The sequence below is a fragment of the Halonotius aquaticus genome (genome assembly GCF_003605575.1).
GTDB classification, from domain to species: domain Archaea; phylum Halobacteriota; class Halobacteria; order Halobacteriales; family Haloferacaceae; genus Halonotius; species Halonotius aquaticus.
The window spans coordinates 69,046-91,488 of record NZ_QKNY01000018.1; the positions used below are offsets into that span (position 1 = coordinate 69,046).

Here is a 22,443-nt window from a genome sequence, read left to right on the forward strand (position 1 = left end):
GCAGTTAGGCGTGGTCGTGGCTGTGGTCGACGTCGTCGGAGAGCGGGCCAAACGCGATAAACAGCGCGGCGGCGATGATGAGGATGTTGACCAGCGAGACGGCGACGATCTGTTCATCGACAAGCGTGTAGTAGCCGATCGCCGGCAGCGCGGCGAGGCTGACCAGGGTCGCAATCCGTGGTGAAACCATTGGGACGATGATTGCGACTCAGCGTTCATAACTGTTTGTCCCATTCCTATCGACTGAGCCACCCCGCTACCTTTATGTGCTATTTGGCGCAAACGCCGAAATATGGGAGAGGAACAAGTGGTCAGAGAGATCGGTCACGACGAGTATGATCCGAAGGGCACACTCGCATTGATCGGCGTGTACTTCGTGATCTTGCTCGTGATGTGGGTCTTCATGTACTTCGTTGAGTTCCTCGGCAACGAACTAACGGTTGTGTGACAAATGAACATTCACAACTACGAAAAGATCTGGCTGATGGCCGCGATCCTGTTGATCGTCGGCTTCATCAGTACGGTCACATACGGCGCGACAGCCGTCGGGGTCGACATGATCTCCGACGATGGTGGCACAGTCAACGCAAGCGCACTAGACGAGGATCCGCGGTTCAGCGAACCGCGGGTCGAGCAGGTCGGCGAAAACGAATACGAGGCCTACGTCATCGCCCAGCAGTTCATCTTCAGGCCTGATCCGATCACGGTGCCGGCCAACAGCACGGTGACGTTTTTCGTCACCTCGCCGGACGTGATCCATGGCTTCGAGATCGTCGGCACGAACGCCAACGCGATGGTCGTTCCCGGGCAGGTGACCGAGCTGACCGTCGAGTTCAACGAGCCCGGTGAGTACGGACTACTCTGTCACGAATACTGCGGGGCAGGCCATCACACGATGGAGGGCTCGGTCGTTGTCCAACCACAGGATGAATTCACCCAAGGAGGTGACGAATGATGTCTGAGGCACTTGAAACCGGCACGCCGAGCTTCATGGACCGCTTCCCACAGGAAGCGGCGGTCGTCAGAGCATCGCTGATCAGTTCCTTTATCGCGCTGTTTTTGGGCGCGGTCTTCGGGCTCATTCAAGCACTCCACCGAACCGATGTCTTCCGATTCCTCGACTCACAGTACTACTACACCGTGTTGACGGCCCACGGCGTGCTGATGGTGGTGTCGTTTACCATCTTCTTCCTCGTCGGGGTGTTCACGTGGGCGACCGTCAGAAGCCTCGACCGGCCGCTCGTTGATATCCGGTATACATGGGCTTGGTACGGGCTGATGGCCATCGGCACGCTGATGGCGGTTGTGGCGATTCTCGGCGGATTCATCCCGTCGACTGACATCAGTGCCGACGTGCTGTTTACGTTCTACGCGCCGATGCAGGCCCATCCGTTGTTCTACGGTGGGCTGGCGATCTTCATCATCGGCACATGGCTGGCCGGAGCTGACTACTTCCGGGCGTGGTACGCTTGGAAACAAGAACACCCCGACGAGCGGATTCCACTCCAGACGTTTATGGTGTTGACGACGATGCTGATGTGGTATATCGCCACCATCGGCGTCGCCATCGCCGTCGTCGTCTTCCTCCTGCCGTGGTCGCTCGGCCTCCTCGATAGCGTCAACCCACTGCTGACGCGAACGCTGTTTTGGTTCTGGGGCCACCCGGTCGTCTACTTCTGGCTGATGCCGGCATACCTGCTGTGGTACACCGTCCTGCCGAGCATCTCGGGTGGGCGGCTGTTCAGCGACCCGCTGGCCCGCGTCGTCTTCGTGTTGTTCCTGCTGCTGTCGACGCCGGTCGGGATCCACCACCAGTACGTCGATCCCGGCATCGCTGAAGGGTTCAAGATGATCGCGATGACGAATACGATGTTCCTACTGCTGCCAAGTCTGCTGACGGCCTTCACCGTCGTCGCCAGCATGGAACACGGGGCCCGCCAGCGCGGCGGCACCGGGCTGTTCGGTTGGCTACGTGCGCTGCCGTGGCGTAACCCGGCGTTTACCGGCATGGCGCTGGCAGGCCTGATGTTCGCCGCGGGCGGCTTCAGCGGGATGGTCAACGCGGGCATGAACATCAACTATCTCGTCCACAACACCATCTGGGTGCCGGGGCACTTCCATCTCACCGTCGGCACCGCCGTCGCGTTGACGTTCATGGCGGCGACCTACTGGCTGTGGCCGCAGGTCACGAACAAGCCGATCTTTAGCCGACCGATCGCGCTCGCGCAGGTCGTGCTGTGGTTTGTCGGGATGGCCCTGATGTCGAATGCGATGCACGTGATGGGGCTGTTCGGCGTGCCACGCCGTACCGCCGAGCCACAGTATCAGGGCTTTGACTTTGTCGCCTCCTTCGGCTCGATCACCGAGCTTCGGATGCAGTTGGCCCTCGGGGGCACGCTGCTGTTCCTCTCGACGATCCTGTTTGTGAGCAACATCGCGCTGTCGACCGGCTCGCCGCGGATGAGTGGTCTCGGCAAGCCGTTGTCGGAGCCACTGTCGCCGGCTGCGGATTCGCCGAAGGTGCTCGATAACCTAACCCTCTGGTTCGGCATCGCCATGGTGTTGGTCGTCTTGGCCTACATCCTCCCGCTGGCCAGCATCATCACCGACAGTGGGATCGTCGACCCCGGTGTCAGACCGGTGCCGATGCTTGTTGATGCAGCCAACGGGCTTGGCCCGATCAGTGCTGTGACCGATGCCGCCAGTCGTGTTGTCGCCGCGGTCGTGGGGGTGGTGCCATGAGAGACGCCTCCCCCGGCGGCATCCTCCTTGGGAGTGCCGTGCTGTTTGTCGTCCTCTGGGAGATCCGCAGCGCCCTTGGCCTGCTGGCCGGCGTCGACACCAACGGAACGGTGTTTTTCGTCGGGACGATCATCTTCGTCGCCTTCGTCGCCTTCGGGCTCAGCGTCGGGCTGTTTCAGGTCTCGGCGATGATCTTCAACGAGCGGCGGTCGTAACCGCACCAGGAGCCACACCCTGATTTTCATGTCCCACTCAACCGCCGTCTGGCCGTCGGTGCGGTCGCCGATCGGGGCGGCGGTTGCCACCGCAGTTGTCGCGACGGTCGTACTCCTGACAGCGATCGCAACGTATCTCCGACTCACCGATGCGGTGATCACCACGGGTCGCTCCCTCAGCTATCCGGTCATCTGGATCGTCACCAGTCTCACAGCCGCGGTCTGGATCGGCCTGACGGTACGGGGTCGCCCGTACCGATGGCGAGGGGTCGCTATCGGTGGCGGCTACACGCTGGTGATCGCCTGGCTCACCGGCCTACTCGGAGCGACGACCGGCGGCTTTCCGCTGCGGGTGCATGCGGCACCGCCGGGGTGGGGCCCGATCATCCTCTATGACAGCGGGCTGCTTCGACTGTCGATCGTCCCGTTCAAACTGATCGCGTATCTCGCCTTGGGGTACGTCATCTACGCCCTTGTGGCCGCCCACCGTGGCTCGGTTCGAGCGGCTGCGCTCGGTGTTGTCTCCTGTGTGAGCTGCACCGGGCCGTTGCTGGTCGTTGTCATTGGCGCAATCGGTGGGACACAGGCGACGACCGCGGTGGCAACCGCCGGCTACGACATCGCAACGGTGGCGTTGGTGGCGACGTTCGGGCTGCTCGTCGCGGTCGTTGCGCGACAGCAGCCGACCGGCTGACGTTACCGACCGGTTGAGGCCTTGATGCCGTCGATCAGATCGCGGTCGACAGCGGTTGCTTGCCGGACGCTTCCGCCGTGTGTCGACGCAAACGAGTCGGCATCCTCGCGGACGGAAAACGGGATCACATCCGGCCCCATCGCGCCCCGCACATCACTGCCGGCGACAACGAATAGTTCGGATTCCAGCGCAAAGGTGTCGGCGGCGAGTGCCGCCGAGATGAACGGGTCGGCGTCGTCGCTGAGGTCGTACTCGATCGGGCTGTAATCGGTGAGATAGGTGCCGATCGGCGTCGCCCCCTCCTCGACACGGTCGAACCGATAGCTGTAGGCACAGATGCCACTGCAGAACCACGCCGGGCCGTCGCGGTCGTCATGCAGCGATTCGAAGTAGACCTGGCCGGTTGGCCCAGGGTAGTCCTGGATGATCATCCCACACTCATCGCAGGCCTGACCCTCGTCAAGCGAGACAGGGGCTGGCACCTCGCCGCCAGCCGAGGAGCCGCCAAGACAGCCGGCGAGGGCGGTGGCTGCCAGCCCACCGCCGGCGGCGACCATCGACCGCCGGGACAGCGGTGTCGACAGCGGGCGATCGGAGACCGATCGATCGGGCGGGTGTGACATACCGACGGGTATGGGCCGGTCGAGCAAAACCGGTCTGGTGTAGCCCTCCAACAGCGGTCGACAGGCAGTGGTTACAGGAACCACCACGAGACGCGAGGGAGCTACTTCGATACCCACACCAGAGGCTACTTTCGCGTTGCAACAGTAGGAAGACGTAATGAATCGACGGTCGTATCTCCGTGCAGGCGCGGCGATGGCCGCGGGTGCGTCGACAGCCGGCTGTCTCGGCGGTCTCTTCGACAGCGGGCCGCAAAACGTTGTGTTATCACCACCAGACGATCAACTCGCCGACAGCAGTTCGCTGGCGTATCCGGCCTACGGTGAGTCGTTTCCGGCGTTTACGCTGCCAAACCCCTTCGCCGAGGAGCCGTTTTCCGTCGCCGACTTCGAGCAGCCGTTTCTCTGTACGGCGTTCTATGCGTTCTGTCCCGCCGAGTGCATCCTGTTGTTGAACTCGTTTGCGAAGGTGCAAGCACGGCTGCTTGAACAAAACCGAGCCGACGAGATCGGCCTCATTGCGATCACATTTGATCCCGAACGCGACACACCCGAGGCGTTGCGGACGAATGCCGATCGACGAGGGATCAACTATGAGCATCCGATGTGGTACTATCTGCGACCCGAATCGGCCGACGCCGCCAAACAGGTCGTCGAAGAGAAACTCGGGTTGGCCTACGAGAAGATTGGCGATGTCAACGGCGACGCCTACGAGTTCAACCACATCAGCGTCACCTTCCTCGTCAACCCGGACGGGATGGTCGAGCGCGCCTATCGGGGCCAACAGCCCGATGTTGAGCGGCTCGTCGACGACAGTCTCACGGTGCAGGACGCCTATAGCCAAGATACCTGATCGTGAGCCTGCTTCTCCAACACACCTGTAGCGCGCCGAGTTCGGCCAGCAGCCTTGCCGGCCAGCCGGTGAGTCTGGGGGTGTTTTTGCTGATCGGCCTCTTCGGTGGGGCCCACTGTCTGGGGATGTGTGGGCCGTTGGTGACAACCTACGCCGACCGCATGCGCGAGCAGTCGGCGGAGCCCGATCGTCAGGCGGGCACTCGGCTGTCGGTCGGAATGGTCAAACAACACGGGCTGTTCAATCTCGGGCGGGCAGTCAGCTACACGCTGATCGGCGGCCTGTTTGGCCTTGCCGGCTCACTAGTCGTCGTCTCAGCGAATCAGCTGACGACAGCGTTCCGCGAGCTGAATATCGTCGTCGGCTTCACGATCGGCGTGCTCATCATGGCCGCTGGGCTGAACTATCTGGTTCGCGGGCAGGTCATGTCGCTGCCCGGCGAGTCGCTGGTGACGCCGGTGACGACGGCGGTGCAATCGCGGCTCATGGCGCGGGTCGACGACTACGTCGGCGGCCCGCGGATCGCGCTGCTCGGCGGGCTCCACGGGCTGTTGCCGTGTCCGCTGCTGTATCCGGCGTTTCTGTACGCCTTTGCCCAGGCCGCGCCGGTGCGGGGCGCGCTGTCGCTGGCTGCCCTCGGGTTCGGCACGATCCCGTCGCTGTTCCTCTATGGGACGCTGTTTCAGTCGGTGTCGGTGTCGACCCGGGTGAAACTCCATCGGGTACTCGGCGTCGGGTTCCTCGTGTTGGGGTATATTCCGTTCCAACACGCGCTGATGCTCATGGGGCTAGAGTTGCCACACCTGCCGCTGCCGTTCTATCAACCGCTGTGAAACCCCGGAGGGAGGGGAACCGCGGCTCCAGCCGGGGAAGCACGACGAAACTTGAGAGGTAGGTCGCTCCCCTCGGGCTAGCGGGGCGACCATCAGATCCCTCTTGCTGGAGGGGTTAAGCCTCGCCGAATCATGTCAATGCTGCCGGCTTTTGGCCGCGTGCTGGTGATCAAACCATGGTGGTTATGACCATACCCAAACAACTACTGGTATGAGCGACTCGGTACATGAATCGATTGTTGAACACAGCAACGACGGGATCTTCGTTGCTCAGGACGGCGAGATTGTCTACGCAAACCAGCGACTGTGTGAGCTGACGGGCTATGAGCCAGGTGAGCTTGTTGGGGCCTCAAAGCGGCAGATCGTTGCCCCCGACGATCGTGAGCTCGTAGAGGGGTATCATTTCGCCCGAATGAGCGGTGATACTGCTCCCTCCCAGTATGAGATCGAGCTACAGACGGCCGACGACGAACTGGTTCCGGTTGAGTTGTCGGTGAGCCGCGTCGACTACGAGGGCGAGCCCGCCGCCGTCTCGATCTGTCGGGATATCACCGATCGACAGCAGTACCAACAACGACTGGAGGAACAGCGAGATAATCTCGAACTGCTGAACCAGGTGGTGCGGCACGACATCCGCAACGATCTCCAGATCGTCGTCGCCTACAGTGAGATGTTGGAGGGGAACGTTGAGGAGGACGCCGAGGGATATCTGCAGTCGATCCGCGAAAGCGCACGCAACGCGGTCGATCTGACCGCGACAGCCCGAGATCTCGCCGATGTCATGCTCCAACAACACGAGCGGGGGACAATCGAGCTTGCCCGACCGCTCGAACAACAGATCGAATCCATTCGGACAGCCCATGCCGCCGCGGTGATCAACGTCGAAGACTCGATCCCGTCGGTAACGGTCTACGGCAACGAGATGCTCGATGCCGTCTTTCGGAATCTCCTCCAGAATGCGATCCAGCACAACGATACGGAGGTGCCGGAGATCTCCGTCAGCGTCGATCGCGACGACGACACGGTTCGGGTTGCGATCGCCGACAACGGCCCGGGCGTTCCCGAGGGCCAACGCGAGGAGATCTTCGGGAAAGGCGAGAAGGGCTTGGAGAGCGACGGCTCCGGGATCGGCCTCTATCTCGTCTACACGCTTGTCGACAGCTACGGCGGGTCGGTGTGGGTTGAAGACAACGAACCCGAGGGGGCCGTCTTCGTTGTCGAACTGCCGGTCGCCGACGTCGACGAGTGAGGCAACTATGCTGTCACAAACTGCAACAGCTCGTCGCGTTTGGCGTCTCGAATGTGCCCTTGTAGCGCGGTTCGGAGGCTGTCGATCCGGCCGGCCTTGGCGGTGATCGGTGCGATAACCTCCTCGTCCCACTGCTGCCATGGCGGAAACAGGCCGAGACGGTCACAGAGGTCGTTGAGTCGTTCGTCTTTGTCGTCGACTTTGTCCATCTTGTTGACCGCGACGACGGTCGGCACCCCGAGTTCCTCCAGAAAGTGGTACATCTCCACATCGTGGGGGATCTCCCCGCGGTCGCTGTGGCGGTCGATGATGTCGATGACGCTCTTGCCGTCAACAACGAGGACAGCCGCCAGAATCGACTCGGCGTTGTTCTCGATGTAATGGACGATGTCGGTCTGGATCGCCTCGCGGTGCTCGCCCTCGACGCCAGACATGAAGCCGAAGCCCGGCAGATCAGTGAACATGAAGCTCTGGCCCGACCAATCGAAATGATTCGGCTCGCGGGTCACCCCGGGTTTTTGACCGGTCGGGACGCTGTGGCCTGTCAGCTCCCGCATGATCGTCGATTTCCCGACGTTTGACCGACCGACCAACACGATCTCGTCGTCACGGTCGGGGCGACCTTCGAACATACCAGCAGTCGGCGATGGGTAGGGAAACGGTTTGCGTTCAGGCATGGTGCTATCACCCGGAGTTTTCACCGATCACGCTGACACTGAGCTATGTCCAAAGACGATCTCCGTGACCGCATCTGGGATCACCTCGAAAGAGAGGGGATCGCCCGGTTTCCGTTCCCGCCGCACGGCCGCATCCCCAACTTCGTCGACGCCAGCGACGCCGCCGACCGACTGGCCGACACCAACGCGTGGCAGGCCGCCGACACGCTCAAATGCAATCCCGACGCCCCACAGTTGCCGGTGCGCCGGCAGGCACTCCGCGACGGGAAAACGATCTACATGGCTATTCCGCGGCTCAGCGAGCCCAAACCGTTTCTCCGACTCGCGCCCGACGAGGTCGACGACATCGACGACGCGACAACGGTCTCCGGCTCATCGAAACACGGTGTTCCCGTCGATCCTGAAGCAATGCCACAGATCGACCTCATCGTCGCCGGTAGCGTCGCCGTCGACGAGGCCGGACATCGCGTCGGCAAAGGCGAGGGGTTCAGCGATCTGGAGTTTGCCGTCCTGCGTGGTTTCGACCGCGTTGCTGCCGACACCACCGTCGCCACAACCGTCCACGATAGCCAAGTCGTCGACGACGGCGACATCGAGCCCGACCGCCACGACGTTCCGTTGGATCTGGTCGTGACGCCGACGCGAGCGGTCGAGACCAACGCTGTCACGAATCGGCCCGACGGGCTCTACTGGGACGATCTCGCTGCTGAGAAAATCGAGGAGATTCCGATACTACAACGGCTCCAGCCCGACTAAACCGTGTTGCCGTGTTCAGGCGTCCCGCGACGGGAGTTCCGGCTCGTAGCCGACCGCATCAATCGCCAAGTCAAGGACATCTTCGATACCTTCCTTTTCGGTGATGCTCATGTAGGCGTCGGCCTCGACATCGGTCGAGCGGTCGCTTTTGTTGCAGATCGTCAGCACGGGGATATCGCGGTCGGCGAAGCGGTCGACGACGGCGTCGCGGAGTTCCAACTGTACGTTCAGCGGGTAGCCACAGTCGCCGGAGGCGTCAACAAAGAATAGCACCGTATCGGCCAGATGTTCCAGCGCGCCGGCAGCCTGTCGTTCGATGTCGTTGCGCTCGTCCTCGGGGCGATCGAGCAGGCCGGGCGTGTCGATCAACTGGTAGCGGATGTGGTCGCGTTCGAGGTGGCCAACTTGGACGCCGCGGGTCGTGAAGGGGTATTCGGCGATCTCGTTTGAGGCCCGCGTCACGTGGTTGACGAAGGAGGATTTGCCGACGTTGGGGTAGCCGGCGATGACGATCGCCGGCTCATCGGGCCGGATATCGGGGATGGTTTTCAGTTGATCGCGGGCGTCGCCGACCGCCCGGAGGTCGTCTTTGATCTCGTCCATGATGTCGGCGATGCGGGCAAAGGCCTGCTTGCGATGCTTGCGGGCGGTATCGGGATCGGTTTTGCGGAGTTTCGACTGGTACTCGCGGCCCAACTCCTCGATCTGTCGGCTGGCCCAGGTGACCTCAGAAAGGGATTGGCGGAGTTCGTTGACATCGACGATGGCGTCGGCGAGTTCGTAGTAGAAGGGATCGATGTAGTCGAAATCCGGCCACGCCGTGACGACGTTTTCGAGGTTATCGGAGGTGATGTTGACCGCGACGGTCAGCATCGACTGCTGGGCCTCAAGGCCGCCTTTGGCGTTGCCCGCGCGGGCGGCCCGCGAGAAGGCCTTATCGAGGAGCTCCTCCGATCGGGGAGCTGTCGGGAGGTTCTCGAAAATCATTTCCAGAGCGTACAGCCCCAACGCGTAAAAGCACGTTCGTTCGCGGTGTTGCCCCGACTGTGGTCATTCGACCGCCCCGATCACAACCGGTATGCCGGGCGCAAGTGAAAGTGTCGTATGCTCAAAGGCGGCGATCCAGCCCCGGCAGTGACAGCGCGCAATCAACACGGTGAGACGGTGTCGCTCGATTTCGACGACCCGACGGTTGTCTTCTTCTACCCGAAAGATTTCACCGGCGGCTGTACGATCGAAGCAACCGAGTTTCAAGCGGCCCTCCCAGAGTTTCGAGAGGTCGGCATCGGCGTCTATGGTGTCTCGATGGACGGCGTCGAGAGCCACGCCGAGTTCGCCGACGAGGAAGGGATCATCTTCGATCTGCTCGCTGATCCGGACGGCGACCTCGCCGACGCCTTTGGGCTCGCTACCGACGATGGACACACCGACCGCCGGACGTTCGTGGTTGCTGATGGCGAGGTCGTCGCGGTGTACGATCCTGAACTGGCCGATCCATCGGGCCACGCCCGCGAGGTATTGCGAGACACGCGAAATGAGTTCGTCCGCGGCGGCTAACGGTCGTGCCCGCTGTGGGGTCGTTCATATGGGACGCGCTCACCAACCGGAAAGCTGCTTGAGACGCTGACGACAGCCGACCGCAGGCTGATCGGCCGACTCGGAGTGGAATCCTGTTGTCGACGCTGGTGGACTCGATTGCGGTGACGGACTGTGAGGCTGTCCTTTAGCCCACACTGCCACACACAAATTTTCACACATACAAACATGTTAGACCAAAATAATTATCTTTTTCAGCAGTACCTGCATAGTGTCGTAAAATGGCACAGTCTCCCTCACCAAACACAGCAGACTATCTGTATTCGCTCGCAAATCGCGGCGAGTACGGGGAGCTCATCCGCCATATCCGCGACCACGACGACCAACACGTCCGCTACGGCGCGGCCGGGATCTTAGCCGAGTCGGCTGACTCATTCGCCGAGGCGGTGACACCACAGACACAGCAGGCACTCATCGACTGTGTCCTCTCGGAGCCATCCGATGCGGTGCGGGCCAACATCCTCGATGTCCTCCTCACCGTCGATGAATCAACCTTCGACACGATCATTACCAGACTTGAGGCCAGCCCCGAGTCGACACCGACGGAGACGCCGTATCCGCTCATCCTGACGAAATGGCATTCCTCGGGCCGGCCATCGCTGCGGTTTCTGGCCGTTGTTGGCTTCGGCCGCGTGGGGAGTCAAAGCACGATCAACAAACTACGCACGACGCTCTCACGGGAGACGGATCTCCGCGTGCTTCGGCGGGCGATCGAAGAGGCCGGCACCGTTGGCGATGAGACCTTTGTGAGCCCGATCCAAGAGCACCTGCGAGCCGGCAACGACGACTTCCAGCAGTCCGCCAACAGCGAGCAGATTGCGGCGGTCAAAGAGGCCGCGGTCGAAGCTCTCGTCGAGATCGGCACCGACGCAGCCTACGAAGCCCTCGTTGCGGCCTCCAGAAGCACCGATGATGAACTGAAAGAGCAGGTCATCGGCAAGATCGGGCGGTTCGGGGCCCAAGAGACGGTTGATCTGGTCGTCGACGAACTGGACGACGACTCCAACGAATCGATACGCGAGGAGGCGGCGGAAGGCGTCATCACGACGTTCACCGAAACGGAGTTTGACGAGGGCGATGCGGTTCGCCAGCAGGCCATCGAGAAGATCGCCGAAGACGTCTCAACTGATGTCTCCGAGGAATTTGCCTCGATCGTCGAGGAGTCACCACACAAATCGGAGCAGCGTAACGCCGCCTGGCTGTTGGGCCAACTGGAGGGTTCGAGTGAGGAAGCCATCGACTCGTTGGTCGATGCGTTGGACGACGACGATCCCGATCTCAGACGGATCGCCTCGGCAAGCCTCACCAAGCTTGATGAAACCAAGGTTGAGGAAAAAATCGAGTCGTTCCTTGAGACAGTCGACGAAGACTCCGAAGCCCAGACCCTGGCCGCGTTTGTCCAGTCGAATCTGCAGAACACCGCCGCGGAAGCGAAAAAGGAGTTGGTGGAGTACACCCATGTCACAAATCCCAGCGACTACACCTCATCCGAGTGACCGACAAAGTCGGTGACAGCCACCGCAGTCGAGGGTCGTCAGGTCGGCCGGAGCCGTCTCAGAACAGAAGCTAGCTTTGCCGGTTGGAACTCCTGAGCCCACACCCAAGTACCAGCGGTGACAAGACAAGACAAGACAAGACTATGGAACAACGCTTTCTCGTCGACGTGATGCTCGGCAAGCTTGCCACCTATCTGCGGATGTGTGGCTACGATACGCTGTACGCCAACGAGGAGGAACTCGAAGCCGACGACGCGATCCGCAAGCGAGCCCAGACGACCGGGCGAACACTGCTCACACGAGATCAGACACTCGCCGCACAAACCGAGGGCGCGATCTGTCTGACAGCGACGGCTATCGAGGCTCAGCTCAGCGAACTACACAAACAGGGGATTCCGATTGAGCTCCCGACAACGCCCACACGCTGTAGTCTCTGCAACGGGGGCATCGCACAGATTGATTCGAACCAGCACCCCAACCACGCCCCAGACACGGTGGATCATGTCTGGCAGTGTACCGACTGTGACCAATACTTCTGGAAGGGGAGCCACTGGGAGCGTGTTCAGGAGACAATCGCTGCCGTCACAACGTAGCCAGACCACCGGGGCGGACACGACGGGAGAGCGTGGTCGCTACTGTCGAGAGCCCTGATCAGTATCTTTTTTGTCATCACTGACATCAGAGTCGATCATGGCCGAGTCGCCCGCACCAAGCCAGACGGATCATCTGTACGCGCTGGCGAACAGGGGTGACTACAGTCAACTCGTCCGGTATATACGGAACCACGACGATGAGAACGTTCGCTACGGCGCCGCCGGGATTGTCGCTGAATCGCTCGAGGAGTTCACCGCCCAAGTGACCCCACAGCTCCGACGGCTACTCGTCGAATCAGTGCTCAGCGACCCGAGTGATGCCGTTCGGGCCCAGGTCGTCAACATCTTACTTGCGATCGACGAGTCGACGATCGATAACATCATCACGCAGTTGGAGATGGATCCCCAAGCAACGCCGACCGACACGCCGTACCCACTTATTTTGACGAAATGGCACTCCTCACCGAGGGCCCCATTGCGATTTCTCGCCGTCGTCGGCTTCGGCCGTGTTGGCAGTCAGAGCACGATCGCCAAGCTGCGGACGACAATCACACGCGAAACGGATCTGCGGGTGCTTCGGCGAGCGATCGAGGAAGCCGGCACCGTCGGCGACGAAACGTTTGTCAGCCCGATCCAAGACCATCTGCGGGCCGGTAACGCGGAGTTCCAGCAGTCCGACACCGAGCAGATCGAACGCGTCAAAGAGGCCGCGGTCGACACACTGATCCAAATCGGCACGGCAGCAGCCTATGAGGCCCTCGTGACGGCGTCCAGAAGCACGGATGAGCAACTGAAAGAGCACGTAATCGGTGAGATCGGGCGGTTTGGCGCGGAAGAAACAGTCGATCTGGTTGTCGATGAACTGGATGCGGAGACCAACGAGGAGTTGCGAACGGAAGCCGCCGAAGGCGTCATCACGACGTTTACCGAATCCGATTTCGAGGAGGGGCATGCGGTTCGACAGCGCGCGATCGAGAAGATCGCCGAGGACGTATCGATCGATGTCTCCGCGGAGTTTGCCTCGATCGTCGACGACTCGCCGTACGAGTCGGAACGGCGCAACGCTGCCTGGCTGTTGGGGCAATTGGAGAGTTCGAACGAGGACGCAGCGTCGTGTTTGGTTGATGCGCTCCAGGCCGACGATGCCTATCTCAGACAGATCGCCTCAGCCAGTTTGACACAGCTTGAAACCGCCGAGGTGGAATCCGAGATCGAATCAGTGCTGGAGACGGTTGAGGAGGACAGCGAGGTACATACGCTTGCATCCTTCGTGCAGTCGGCCCTCCAGAACACTGCCGCGGAGGCGAAAAAAGAGCTGATCGAGTACACGCATGTCGTCGACCCGAGTGACTACGGGACAGCTAGCGAGTAACCCATAGCTGAGCGACAAGAGAGATCGCACTCCCGGCAGCGAGAGCCGCACCGACAACAAATGGGGCGTCAGTGCCAGCGGTCGACTGATACATCGTCAGCAGTCCGACCACGATCCCCAAACCGCTCAGATACGCTTTCAGGAATCGTGTCGACCCGACACCGGAGTCCTTCTCGTATGTGTCGCGGCTGCTCATAGCAAAGATACTGAAACGAACTCTCCTAACGGCTTATCCTTCGATGCGTACAGGTGGCCCACCACATACGTCGCCGTCGACAGACAATGGACGCTGTTGTACAACCGCTTACGCCCAGTCCTCGTAGGTCGGCCGCTTCAGATCACCGGGGAAGTCGTCAACGGGTGCGGTCGTCTGGTCGCCGGTTGCCATGTCTTTCACCGTCACGTCGCCGTTTTCGAGATCACGCTCGCCAACGATCACGACCGTCTCGGCGTTGATCGAGTCAGCGTAGTTCATCTGGGCACCGAAGCTCCGGTCGGCGATGTCGGTTTCGACGACGTGGCCACGGTCGCGGAGTTGGCGAGCAACGTCGGCGGCGACCGCCTGAGTGTCGCCGACGCTCAAGACGTAGTAATCGGTCGCGGGGGCTTCCTCGGGCCAGACGCCAGCGCGCTCACAGAGCAACTGGAGGGTGGCGTGGCCCGGGGCGACGCCGACGGCGGGGGTGGGTTGGCCGCCGAAGCTTTCGATGAGGTCGTCGTAGCGACCGCCGCCGAAGACCGACCGCGAGACCTCACCCGTCGAGTCAAAACACTCGAAGACGACGCCGGTGTAGTAGTCCAACCCACGGGCGGTCTCCAATGACACGTCACAGTACTCGCGGACGCCAAGCTCCTCAGCCGCCGCCAAGACGGCTTCGAGGTTGGCGACGGCGTCGGCGACGCGATCGGTGCCGGCGAAATCGACCAGATCGGCGAGATCGTCGGTGCTAAGCAACTCGTCGAACGTTTCGGCCTGCTCGTAGCGTAGGCCGGCGTCCTGTAAGAGGCCGTAATACTCCTCATCGTCGATCTTCTCGGATTTATCGACCGCGCGAATCGCCGCCTCAGTGTCGACATCGGCGTCGAAGGCAGCCAAGAGACCGCCCAGCAGATCACGGTGTGAGACGCGGAACTCGAAATCATCGCCCGTGAGACCGAGATCGGTCAGTGCGTCAGCCGCGAACGCTAAGACCTCGGCGTCGGCAGTCGGCTCACTGGAACCGAAGATATCGACGTTGGTCTGATAGAACTCCCGGAAACGACCCTGTTGTACCTGTTCGTACCGCCAAAACGAACGCGTCGAGTACCACTTGATCGGCTTCGAGAGGGCCTGCTGTTTGGCGACGACCATCCGGGCGACTGTCGGCGTCAACTCCGGGGTGAGCGTCACATCACGACCACCCTTGTCGGTGAAGTTGTACAGTTGGTCGACGATCTCGTCGCCGGATTTGTCGGTATAGAGCTCGGTCGCCTCCAGTGTCGGCGTTCCGATCTCGCGGAAGCCATACCGGGCGGCGGCGGCCTCAACGGTGTCGATGACCTCCCGGCGAGCGGTCATCTCGTCGGGGTAGAAGTCACGAAACCCTTTGAGTCGGTCGTACATAGCCGGGCGTTTGCGAGGGCCGCGCTTGAATGCTGTCCTTTGGCGGTTCGGTCGGCGGCGACAAATAGATCGGAGGTACCGTTGCCGCCGGGTGTCGACTACGCAACGACTTCGAGTCGTGTCCCGAGATTTTCGGTAAGCGCGGCTTCGAGATCCGGGTACAGCCCGAGCAGTTGCCCCACCCAACGACGGAACCGCCCGCGTTTGGTCTTGCCGACGAGGACGCGGTCGGCGTTTTGTCTGGCGGCTTCGTCGATGATCGCCTCCTCAAGGACGTACCCCTGCCGAACGATGTAGTGGGCACCGATCTCGCCGAGTTCGTCCTCGACGGCCGCCTGAAGTTCGCTCCGGGTGGCTCGCTCGCCGTTCTGCAGCAGTGAGATATGAAGCACAATCAGCGACCCGCCGTCGTCGGTCAGCTCACGCCCGCGTTGGATCGTCCGATAGCTATCCGCCGTGAGGGGATAACGCACCGAAACGAGCGTCGTTGTCATACGGGCGATACGTCGAGCGCGTATATCTGTCTTCCTGTCTGTACCCTTGCCGGCGTGGGGGTTTCATGCACACCGCGATGTGGATTCTTCACACCGCAATCCGGATGTCTCACACCGCGATCATCGTCACACCGATCACCGCGAGCACGGCGGCGACGATCCGAATCCCGAACTGCTGTTCGTCGAGCAACAGCCCGCCGAGTAACACGGCGACGATGGCTTGGGTGTTGATGATCGGCGAGGCGATACTCGCCGGCACCAGCGAGAAGGCGACGTTGGTCAGCCCCTCACCGGCAGCGACGAACAGGCCGCCGACCGCAAGCTTCGGCAGATCCGCCCGCAGCGTCGCCGGCGGAGTCGCCCGCAGCGCGACCGGAAGCAACACGACCGCGACGCCGCCGAGTACGATCGGGATCCAGACGCCGACCGGGATCGCCATCTCTTGGAGGGCGATCCGTCTGGCAACATCGCTGACGCCGAACGCCATCGCGCTGAGAATCGCCAGCCGCGCGGCCGTCGACGTGGTTGCCTGGCGAAGTGGATCAAGCAGGGAGCCGCCACGAAAGTTGGCGACGTAGACCGCGGCGGTCGCAACGAGGACGCCAGCGACCTGCAGCGGCGTCAACACCTGCCCAAGGACGACAACCTCAATCGGGAGCACAAACACGGGAACGATCTTGCTGATCGGCGCGACATAGGAGACTTCCCCGATGGCCAACGCGCGCAGAAAGGCGATCATCGCCCCGGCAATCATCGTCGTCGTCAACACGATGATGCCGAGTTCACTGGCCCCAAACGTCGTTAGCGCCTCGGTCGTCGTCGCCGTGCCGACGCGAAAATACCAGACCGGCAGATACCACAGCAGCGCGAAGCTGTTGATCCCGACAGTTAACAGCGAGGCTGCATAGCCCTCGAAGGCTCGTTTGAGATAGTAGAGATAGCCACCCCACACGAGGGCTGCGGCCACCGCGACGACGATCCCACCGACCATTCACTGCATCGAACCCCGGGAGGGAGTTCAAGCGTTCGGTCTCGACGTGAGGCTGTTCGATCTCGGCGTGGGGCGTAGCGCGTCGCTACCGGCGCCCGTGGACGTAGGTCTGTTCGTGATCGGGAAAGACCTCGTCGACGGCGTCATCGCCGTGGCGGTCGGCCAGGATCGCCCGCAACTCGCCTTCGTAGTCGGCTTTTGGCACCGTCTCACTGGGGCCGGTTTCGACCGCAAGATTCGCGGCGACGAGATCGTCGACGGCGTGGCGACCAAACCCTGATAACGGCGCAATGTAGTCGACACTGTGGCGGTCTTCGAGGCTTTGGGCCGCCGCCCGGGAAACCGTCGGCACGCGGTCATCACGGCGGCTCCCGTCGGCGATGGCGTCGACAGCGAGCGCAGCCACAGTTTCGAGCGCGTGGTCGTGGACACGCTGGATGCCGTTACGCGGAAACCCATCGTCGACCATCTGTTCGACGGCGTCCTCGGCGACCGATTCATCGAGCGTGACCGTCTCGAACGGGAAGCCGAGTTCGGCAGCGGCCTCGCGGGCGTGCTGGAAGTCGTCGGTGACGCCGAAGTGTGCGGTCACGAGCCGAACGTCGTAAAACTCGTCTAAAAGGAGGGCTGCAAGCGAGGAGTCCTTGCCACCGCTGTACAGCAGCGCTAACTCCATGTTAGCGGTGTTGGATATCGAAGGATTGCGAGTCCGGCTGGAGTTCCTTTAGCAGCTCTTTCATCTGGGCTTCGTCGATCCGATCTTGGACGCGACCGCTCTGGGCGAGGGCGACGATCTGCTGTTTGACCTGTTTGGCGACCTGCGGTTTCGACATCTCGACAGCGTTGAGCCGCTGGCGCGCCCCGTCGGTCAGGTGCTTTTTGAGGACGGCCTCGCGTTGGGCCTCGGCCTGTTCTTGAGCGGCCTGCTGGCGGTCAGCCGCGTCACCCTCGCCGCCCTGCTGTTGCTGTTTGAGCTCTTTCCGCTTTTGCTCGCGGAGTTCTTCGAGTCGATCGTCATCAGGGCTGTTGCTCATACATGTTGTGTCGTCGTGCAGCCGCAAAAACGGTTTCGGACGGCCGAATTAGGCGTAGCGTTCGAGTTCGGGGTTGTCGAGGTCGTCGAAGACGTCTTTGGCGACCTCATCGAGGAAGGCGTCGCCCTCGGCGGTGGTGCGGCGACCCTCACCCTGGGCCGTCTGGATGAGCCCGTCGTCTTCAAGTTGGGTCAGGAGTTCGCGGATGATCTTCGTCGAGCCGTCGACCTGTTTTGCGGGGGCAACGGCGTAGCGGTTCGAGCCGCCTTTCGTGCCGCCGTACCCAGTCGAGAGTCGTTCGACGCCGATCGGGCCCTCGATGGCGACCTTTCGGAGGAGGCTGGCCCCGCGTCGCTCCCAGAAGTCGTCCTGTTGGGGTGGCAGTTCGCGGTCGTGGCTCGTCTTCGTGTACTCAACCCACTCCGGCGTTTCGAGCCGGTCTGCAAGCCGGTCGGCGAGCTCCTCGATGAGCTCCTCCGGCGGCACGTCGTAGAGAGTTACCATAGGGCCGTATTCCGGTTTGGCGCCTTTAAAGGCATCGTATCGACGCCGCAGCCGCCGTCTGCCGGCCGATTTCGTGCGAGACGATCACACGGCCAACGGACTGAGATCGGTGTCAGCGACGCGACTGACGATACCAGCCGACGGCCGACTCCGCAAAGACAAGCCCGCCCAGCGTCGTCGGCAGCCAGTAGGCAAATCCCCGAAACAAGACGACCCCGGCAACAGCCGTCGCCGGCGACACCGTCGTTAGCGGCGTCCCGACGAGAACGGCGACCAGCGCGCTCTCGATGCCGCCGGCTCCACCCGGCAACGGGAGAGCCAACGCGACCGACGCCAGCGGCAGCGCGACGAAGGCGGCCACCACCGAGATCGGCGTACCGATGGCCGCGAAAGCGGCCCACAATGCCAGCAGTTGACACAGCCAACCACCCACTGAGTAGCCGAGCACAGCTAGAAGTGTTCGGCGGTCGGCCGCGATGTGTTCGAGATCATCGACAAAGCCCGCAACCCGGCCGGCGACAGTCGCCCGATCCGGGGCCGAGAGCCGCGGGACGACTGCCGCAAGCCAGCCAAGAAGCTGTGTCAAGCCGTCGATAAGTCGGGTTGTGATACCGCGGCGACGGCGCCAGAGCCCGACCGCGGCACCGCTCCCCACGACGACCGCGGCGGCGACAGCGGCAGCCGCAACGGTGAGTTGGCCCGCAAGCGAGCCGGCGACCGCGAGCCATGTCAGCCCAACAAGTGCAAAACTCACCGATGAAACGATGTTGACCGCGTCGACAGCAGCCATTGCCGCCAGCCCGCGCTCGTAGGGGACGCTGGTACGCTCGGCGACTAACAGCGTCGTCAACGGTTCGCCGCCGGCGTTGCCGAAAGGGGTGACGTTGTTCGCAAACCCCGCGCCGGCCGACAGCAGCAGGCCTGTCCACGGCGAGACGGCCGCGTCATAGCTCCGGAGCGCAGCGCGCATTCCTAACCCCCAGCAGGCGACCCAGCCAACGATCAGGGCGGCGACGGTGGCGACGCCACTGCGGTCTGCTTGCTGGAGCGACTGCACCACATCGTCGATACCGACAAGCCACGCGAGGACGGCGATGACGGCGGCTGCCAGCAGAAAGCCCGCCAGCGTCGTCCGCAGCCGGTCGCGTGCCATACCGTGGCGTCGGGCAGGGCGGCAATCAACGCACCGATCGGACACGTGGCTGGAGGCAATCCGAGAGCATACGCTTTTGTCGCCGAGGGCAAAACGATGGATAACCTGATGGACGAACGTGCGGCCCTCCGACAGCTCGCGGCGACCCTTCCGCATGCCGGCGATGACGCCGCCGTCGTCGACGACACGGCGATCACGACCGACATGCTCCACGAGACGACGGATTTTCCCGCGGGAACGACCCGCTACACCGCGGGCTGGCGGTCGGTCGCCGCCTCGCTGTCGGATCTCGCGGCCGTCGGCGCAAATCCGACCGCGGCGGTCGCTGCCTACGCTGACACCGCCTTCGAGGCCGACGCCCTCAGCGATTTCATTGACGGCGCGCAGGCGGTCTGTGCGGCTGTCGACGCCGAATACGTCGGCGGCGATCTCGATACCCACAGCGAGTTCACCGTGGCGACAACGGCGATCGGAGCGGTCGATGAATCGGTCGACCGCGCGGGGGCAACCCCTGGCAACCGCGTCGTCGTCACCGGTGGGTTCGGGCGAAGCGCAGCCGCCCTCCGCTATTTCGAGCGCGAGGCGTTCGACGCCGCCAACGACCGCTTTCAGTTCACCCCGCGAGTCGACGCCGGCCGGGCGCTTGCTGGCTCGGCGACAGCGATGATGGACTCAAGCGACGGGTTGGCGCGGTCGCTGCACCAACTCGCCGAGGCCAGCGACTGTGGGTTCGCGATCGACCGCGCGGCCGTCCCCATCGCCGACGCCCTCAGCGAGGTTGCCGACGACAGCGAGGATCGCTGGGAGGCGGCCGTCCACTTCGGCGAGGACTTTGAGTTGGTGGCGACGGTGCCGGCCGACGCTGTTGCCGATGTGCGGGCGGCCTCGCCGACACCGATAACCGAGATCGGCCGCGTCGTCGAGCGCGAGGCGGGCGTCACCGTCGACGACGAACCGCTGGCTGATCGTGGCTACACACACGGCTAACCCCGAGCGACCGCGCTACCGGAACAGCACCGTCGGCCGTCGGACGACATCGGCGACGGTGTCGGCATCGGTGATCGCCGGGAGCCGGATCGTCGCGGTTGTCCCGTCGTCGCCGTCGATCTCGAAGGCCCCACCGTAGCGGGTGACGATCCAGTTGATCAGCCAGAGCCCAAGCCCCGAGCCGTGTTCGAGTGGAGTTTCGCTGCCGGCGGCGACAACGTCCGCCTCCATCGGATCGATACCGGGGCCGTCGTCGGCGATCTCGATGTCGATCCACTCGTCGACATCGCTGACGGTCACTGAAACACCCGGCTCGGCGACTGGGTTATGCGTGATCGCGTTTGTCATCGCCTCCGAGAGCGCGTCTTCAAGCTCCGCGCCGGCACAGATATCCCGGTCGGTCGTGAGCGTCACGTCGATGGTGGCCGCCGGATGTGCCTCACGGTGGCTGGCGACGATCCGGGCGAGCATCGTGGTCGGATCGAGCCGTCGCGGCTCCCGCTCGATGCGGGCGTTTGCTTCGAGCGTCTGGGCGTGCTCGCTCAGCGAAACGAGGTCGGCGGCGACGCCTTCGATCCGACCGGCGGTTGCGCGCGGCGATTCAGTTTCGCCCGTATTGATGAGGTTCGCAAACCCCATGACCTTCGACATATCGTTGCGGAGGTTGTGCCGCAGCACACGGTTGAGTAGCGCGATCAACTGCTCCGTCCGGCGGCGTTCGGTCACGTCCGTCTGAAACCCAAGGTAGTGAGTTAGCTCGCCGTCATCATCGAAGATCGGCGTGAGTTGGGTGCGATTCCAGAACGGCGTCCCGTCCTTGCGGTAGTTGATAAGTTCGACCGTGACCGACGATTCAGTTTCGATCGCCGAACGGAACCGCTCGGCTGCGTCGGGATCGGTCGCCTCACCCTGGAGAAACCGGCAGTTGCGACCGATGGCCTCGTCGGCATCGTAGCCCGTAATTCGCTCAAAGCCACCGTTAACGTAGACCAGCGGCTCGTCGGGCTGGCTTGGATCGGCGATCGTGATCCCGATGTCGGCGTCGTCGATCGCCCTGGTTTTGATCCGAAGCTCTTCTTCTCGGGCTTTCCGGGTGGTGATGTCGCGACCGACACCTTGCACGCCGACGATCTCGCCGGCCTCGGTGATCGGCGTCGCATTGACCTCGATGACGACGATATCGCCGTCGGTGGCACAAAACTCGAGTTCGATGTTTTCGATCGGTTCACCGTCCAGCAGTTGGTCGTAGGCGATGGCTGCATCGCGGGCTGATTCGTTGGTGATGAACTCGGTGAAGGGCTCACCGGTCAGTTCCGCGGGCTGATACCCTAAGACGCGTTCTATGGCCGTCGAGACGTAGCTAAACTGCCCGGCGTCGTCGACACGAAACAGGATGTCGAAGCTGGTTTCGGCGATGCCCTCAAACCGCTCTTTTTCGCGACGCAGTCGCTCGTTTTGCTCACGGAGATCACGCTCATAGGCCTGTTGTTCGAGCGCGCTCCCGACGAGTTTTGCCAGCAACTCCACGAACAGCGCCTCGGATTCCGCAAACGACTCGGCTCGCTGGTCGTGGTCGGCGAAACAGACAGTGCCGTAGACCGCGTCGTCGACGACGACTTTCGCGCCGATGTAGGTGCCGAGCCCAAAGGTTTCGATGGCTTGCTCGTTGATCGCCGACACCGACACGTCTTGGATGGCAAGTGCCCCGTCGAGTTCGATGGTGCGGCGACAGTACGCTTCGTCGAGCGGGCAGGTTTCACCCGGCTGGATGAGATCGTGGTCGCCCGTGGCATGGACGATCTCCTGTTGGCCGTCCTCGATCCGCGTAAAAAAGCCGACCGGCAGGTCGAGATACGCCGTCCCGATGGCGAGGGCGTCGTCGATCCGAGCACCAAGATCGACACCCGGCTCCGCGAACGTATCATAGAGCCGTTCGCGGTAGGCGGCAGAATGCATAGGCGTAGTTGTCAGTGAAAGGACT

General features: G+C 62.4%; 27 protein-coding genes. 14 read left to right on the forward strand and 13 right to left on the reverse strand.

Annotated elements, in window-relative coordinates:
- Positions 1-4: 4 nt before the first annotated feature.
- Positions 5-190, reverse strand: a complete 186-nt coding sequence (locus tag DM826_RS09900; RefSeq protein WP_120103227.1) for a cytochrome-ba3 oxidase subunit — start codon at positions 188-190, stop codon at positions 5-7.
- A 102-nt stretch (positions 191-292) separates the two neighbouring features.
- On the opposite strand from DM826_RS09900, the gene DM826_RS09905 reads away from it, so the two are divergent.
- From DM826_RS09905 to DM826_RS09925, 5 genes are read left to right on the forward strand one after another with little or no spacing between them, the layout of a single operon-like run.
- Positions 293-448 carry a cytochrome oxidase gene (locus DM826_RS09905; protein WP_120103228.1) on the forward strand — a complete coding sequence of 52 codons (156 nt, stop codon included), beginning with the start codon at positions 293-295 and terminating at the stop codon, positions 446-448.
- A 3-nt stretch (positions 449-451) separates the two neighbouring features.
- Positions 452-955, forward strand: a complete 504-nt coding sequence (locus DM826_RS09910) for a cytochrome c oxidase subunit II (protein WP_120103229.1) — start codon at positions 452-454, stop codon at positions 953-955.
- Positions 955-2,742, forward strand: coding sequence for a b(o/a)3-type cytochrome-c oxidase subunit 1 (locus tag DM826_RS09915; RefSeq protein WP_120103230.1), 1,788 nt, complete (start codon positions 955-957; stop codon positions 2,740-2,742). Before DM826_RS09910 ends, DM826_RS09915 begins: the two co-directional genes overlap by 1 nt.
- Positions 2,739-2,957 carry a hypothetical protein gene (locus DM826_RS09920; protein WP_120103231.1) on the forward strand — a complete coding sequence of 73 codons (219 nt, stop codon included), beginning with the start codon at positions 2,739-2,741 and terminating at the stop codon, positions 2,955-2,957. Before DM826_RS09915 ends, DM826_RS09920 begins: the two co-directional genes overlap by 4 nt.
- A gap of 28 nt (positions 2,958-2,985) precedes the next feature.
- Complete coding sequence (locus DM826_RS09925; protein WP_120103232.1) at positions 2,986-3,651, forward strand: DUF7546 family protein; 666 nt, start codon at positions 2,986-2,988, stop codon at positions 3,649-3,651.
- A gap of 2 nt (positions 3,652-3,653) precedes the next feature.
- Here DM826_RS09925 and DM826_RS09930 read toward each other — a convergent pair whose 3' ends face one another.
- Positions 3,654-4,274 carry a nitrous oxide reductase accessory protein NosL gene (locus tag DM826_RS09930; RefSeq protein ID WP_120103233.1) on the reverse strand — a complete coding sequence of 207 codons (621 nt, stop codon included), beginning with the start codon at positions 4,272-4,274 and terminating at the stop codon, positions 3,654-3,656.
- A gap of 157 nt (positions 4,275-4,431) precedes the next feature.
- On the opposite strand from DM826_RS09930, the gene DM826_RS09935 reads away from it, so the two are divergent.
- From DM826_RS09935 to DM826_RS09945, 3 genes are all read left to right on the forward strand, one after another.
- Positions 4,432-5,124: an SCO family protein gene (locus DM826_RS09935; RefSeq protein WP_120103234.1), complete on the forward strand. Its 693-nt coding sequence runs from the start codon at positions 4,432-4,434 to the stop codon at positions 5,122-5,124.
- A gap of 8 nt (positions 5,125-5,132) precedes the next feature.
- Positions 5,133-5,957, forward strand: a complete 825-nt coding sequence (locus DM826_RS09940; protein ID WP_394338553.1) for a sulfite exporter TauE/SafE family protein — start codon at positions 5,133-5,135, stop codon at positions 5,955-5,957.
- A gap of 211 nt (positions 5,958-6,168) precedes the next feature.
- Entirely contained in the window at positions 6,169-7,206 is a 1,038-nt protein-coding gene (locus DM826_RS09945; RefSeq protein WP_120103235.1) for a two-component system sensor histidine kinase NtrB, read from the forward strand.
- A gap of 5 nt (positions 7,207-7,211) precedes the next feature.
- On the opposite strand, the gene engB is transcribed toward DM826_RS09945, so the two are convergent.
- Positions 7,212-7,838, reverse strand: coding sequence for a GTP-binding protein EngB (gene engB / locus DM826_RS09950; RefSeq protein WP_120103236.1), 627 nt, complete (start codon positions 7,836-7,838; stop codon positions 7,212-7,214).
- 90 nt (positions 7,839-7,928) lie between these two features.
- On the opposite strand from engB, the gene DM826_RS09955 reads away from it, so the two are divergent.
- Entirely contained in the window at positions 7,929-8,639 is a 711-nt protein-coding gene (locus DM826_RS09955) for a 5-formyltetrahydrofolate cyclo-ligase (protein WP_120103237.1), read from the forward strand.
- Positions 8,640-8,654: 15 nt separating this feature from the next.
- Here the strand turns inward: DM826_RS09955 and DM826_RS09960 are convergent, their stop codons facing one another.
- Positions 8,655-9,626, reverse strand: a complete 972-nt coding sequence (locus DM826_RS09960) for an NOG1 family protein (protein WP_120103238.1) — start codon at positions 9,624-9,626, stop codon at positions 8,655-8,657.
- Between the two features lie 117 nt (positions 9,627-9,743).
- Here DM826_RS09960 and DM826_RS09965 point away from each other — a divergent pair, with 117 nt between their 5' ends.
- From DM826_RS09965 to DM826_RS09980, 4 genes are all read left to right on the forward strand, one after another.
- Positions 9,744-10,196, forward strand: a complete 453-nt coding sequence (locus DM826_RS09965; protein ID WP_120103239.1) for a peroxiredoxin — start codon at positions 9,744-9,746, stop codon at positions 10,194-10,196.
- A gap of 260 nt (positions 10,197-10,456) precedes the next feature.
- A complete protein-coding gene (locus tag DM826_RS09970; protein ID WP_120103240.1) occupies positions 10,457-11,731 on the forward strand; it encodes a HEAT repeat domain-containing protein in 1,275 nt (424 codons plus the stop codon).
- Between the two features lie 143 nt (positions 11,732-11,874).
- The gene (locus DM826_RS09975) at positions 11,875-12,324 is read left to right on the forward strand and encodes a Mut7-C RNAse domain-containing protein (protein ID WP_120103241.1); all 450 of its coding nucleotides are present in this window, start codon (positions 11,875-11,877) and stop codon (positions 12,322-12,324) included.
- A gap of 97 nt (positions 12,325-12,421) precedes the next feature.
- Positions 12,422-13,696 (forward strand): HEAT repeat domain-containing protein, encoded by a 1,275-nt coding sequence (locus DM826_RS09980; protein WP_120103242.1) that lies wholly within the window; start codon positions 12,422-12,424, stop codon positions 13,694-13,696.
- Here the strand turns inward: DM826_RS09980 and DM826_RS09985 are convergent.
- From DM826_RS09985 to DM826_RS10020, 8 genes are all read right to left on the reverse strand, one after another.
- Entirely contained in the window at positions 13,686-13,892 is a 207-nt protein-coding gene (locus DM826_RS09985) for a hypothetical protein (RefSeq protein WP_120103243.1), read from the reverse strand. The two genes, DM826_RS09980 and DM826_RS09985, sit on opposite strands and share 11 nt — an antisense overlap.
- 108 nt (positions 13,893-14,000) lie before the next feature.
- Positions 14,001-15,299 (reverse strand): histidine--tRNA ligase, encoded by a 1,299-nt coding sequence (gene hisS / locus DM826_RS09990; RefSeq protein WP_120103244.1) that lies wholly within the window; start codon positions 15,297-15,299, stop codon positions 14,001-14,003.
- A 98-nt stretch (positions 15,300-15,397) separates the two neighbouring features.
- Positions 15,398-15,793, reverse strand: coding sequence for a universal stress protein (locus tag DM826_RS09995; protein ID WP_120103245.1), 396 nt, complete (start codon positions 15,791-15,793; stop codon positions 15,398-15,400).
- 109 nt (positions 15,794-15,902) lie between these two features.
- On the reverse strand, positions 15,903-16,784 hold the full coding sequence (locus DM826_RS10000; RefSeq protein ID WP_120103246.1) for a DMT family transporter: 882 nt from the start codon (positions 16,782-16,784) through the stop codon (positions 15,903-15,905).
- An 85-nt stretch (positions 16,785-16,869) separates the two neighbouring features.
- Complete coding sequence (locus DM826_RS10005) at positions 16,870-17,460, reverse strand: DUF7411 family protein (RefSeq protein ID WP_120103248.1); 591 nt, start codon at positions 17,458-17,460, stop codon at positions 16,870-16,872.
- Between the two features lies 1 nt (position 17,461).
- Positions 17,462-17,818 (reverse strand): DNA-binding protein, encoded by a 357-nt coding sequence (locus DM826_RS10010; RefSeq protein WP_120103250.1) that lies wholly within the window; start codon positions 17,816-17,818, stop codon positions 17,462-17,464.
- A gap of 48 nt (positions 17,819-17,866) precedes the next feature.
- On the reverse strand, positions 17,867-18,322 hold the full coding sequence (locus DM826_RS10015; protein ID WP_120103252.1) for a 30S ribosomal protein S19e: 456 nt from the start codon (positions 18,320-18,322) through the stop codon (positions 17,867-17,869).
- Positions 18,323-18,434: 112 nt separating this feature from the next.
- Entirely contained in the window at positions 18,435-19,475 is a 1,041-nt protein-coding gene (locus DM826_RS10020) for a lysylphosphatidylglycerol synthase transmembrane domain-containing protein (RefSeq protein ID WP_165853297.1), read from the reverse strand.
- 108 nt (positions 19,476-19,583) lie between these two features.
- Here DM826_RS10020 and thiL point away from each other — a divergent pair, with 108 nt between their 5' ends.
- Positions 19,584-20,462: a thiamine-phosphate kinase gene (thiL, locus tag DM826_RS10025; RefSeq protein ID WP_120103256.1), complete on the forward strand. Its 879-nt coding sequence runs from the start codon at positions 19,584-19,586 to the stop codon at positions 20,460-20,462.
- Between the two features lie 15 nt (positions 20,463-20,477).
- Here the strand turns inward: thiL and DM826_RS10030 are convergent, their stop codons facing one another.
- Positions 20,478-22,418, reverse strand: coding sequence for a PAS domain S-box protein (locus DM826_RS10030; RefSeq protein WP_120103258.1), 1,941 nt, complete (start codon positions 22,416-22,418; stop codon positions 20,478-20,480).
- Between the last annotated feature and the right edge of the window lie 25 nt (positions 22,419-22,443).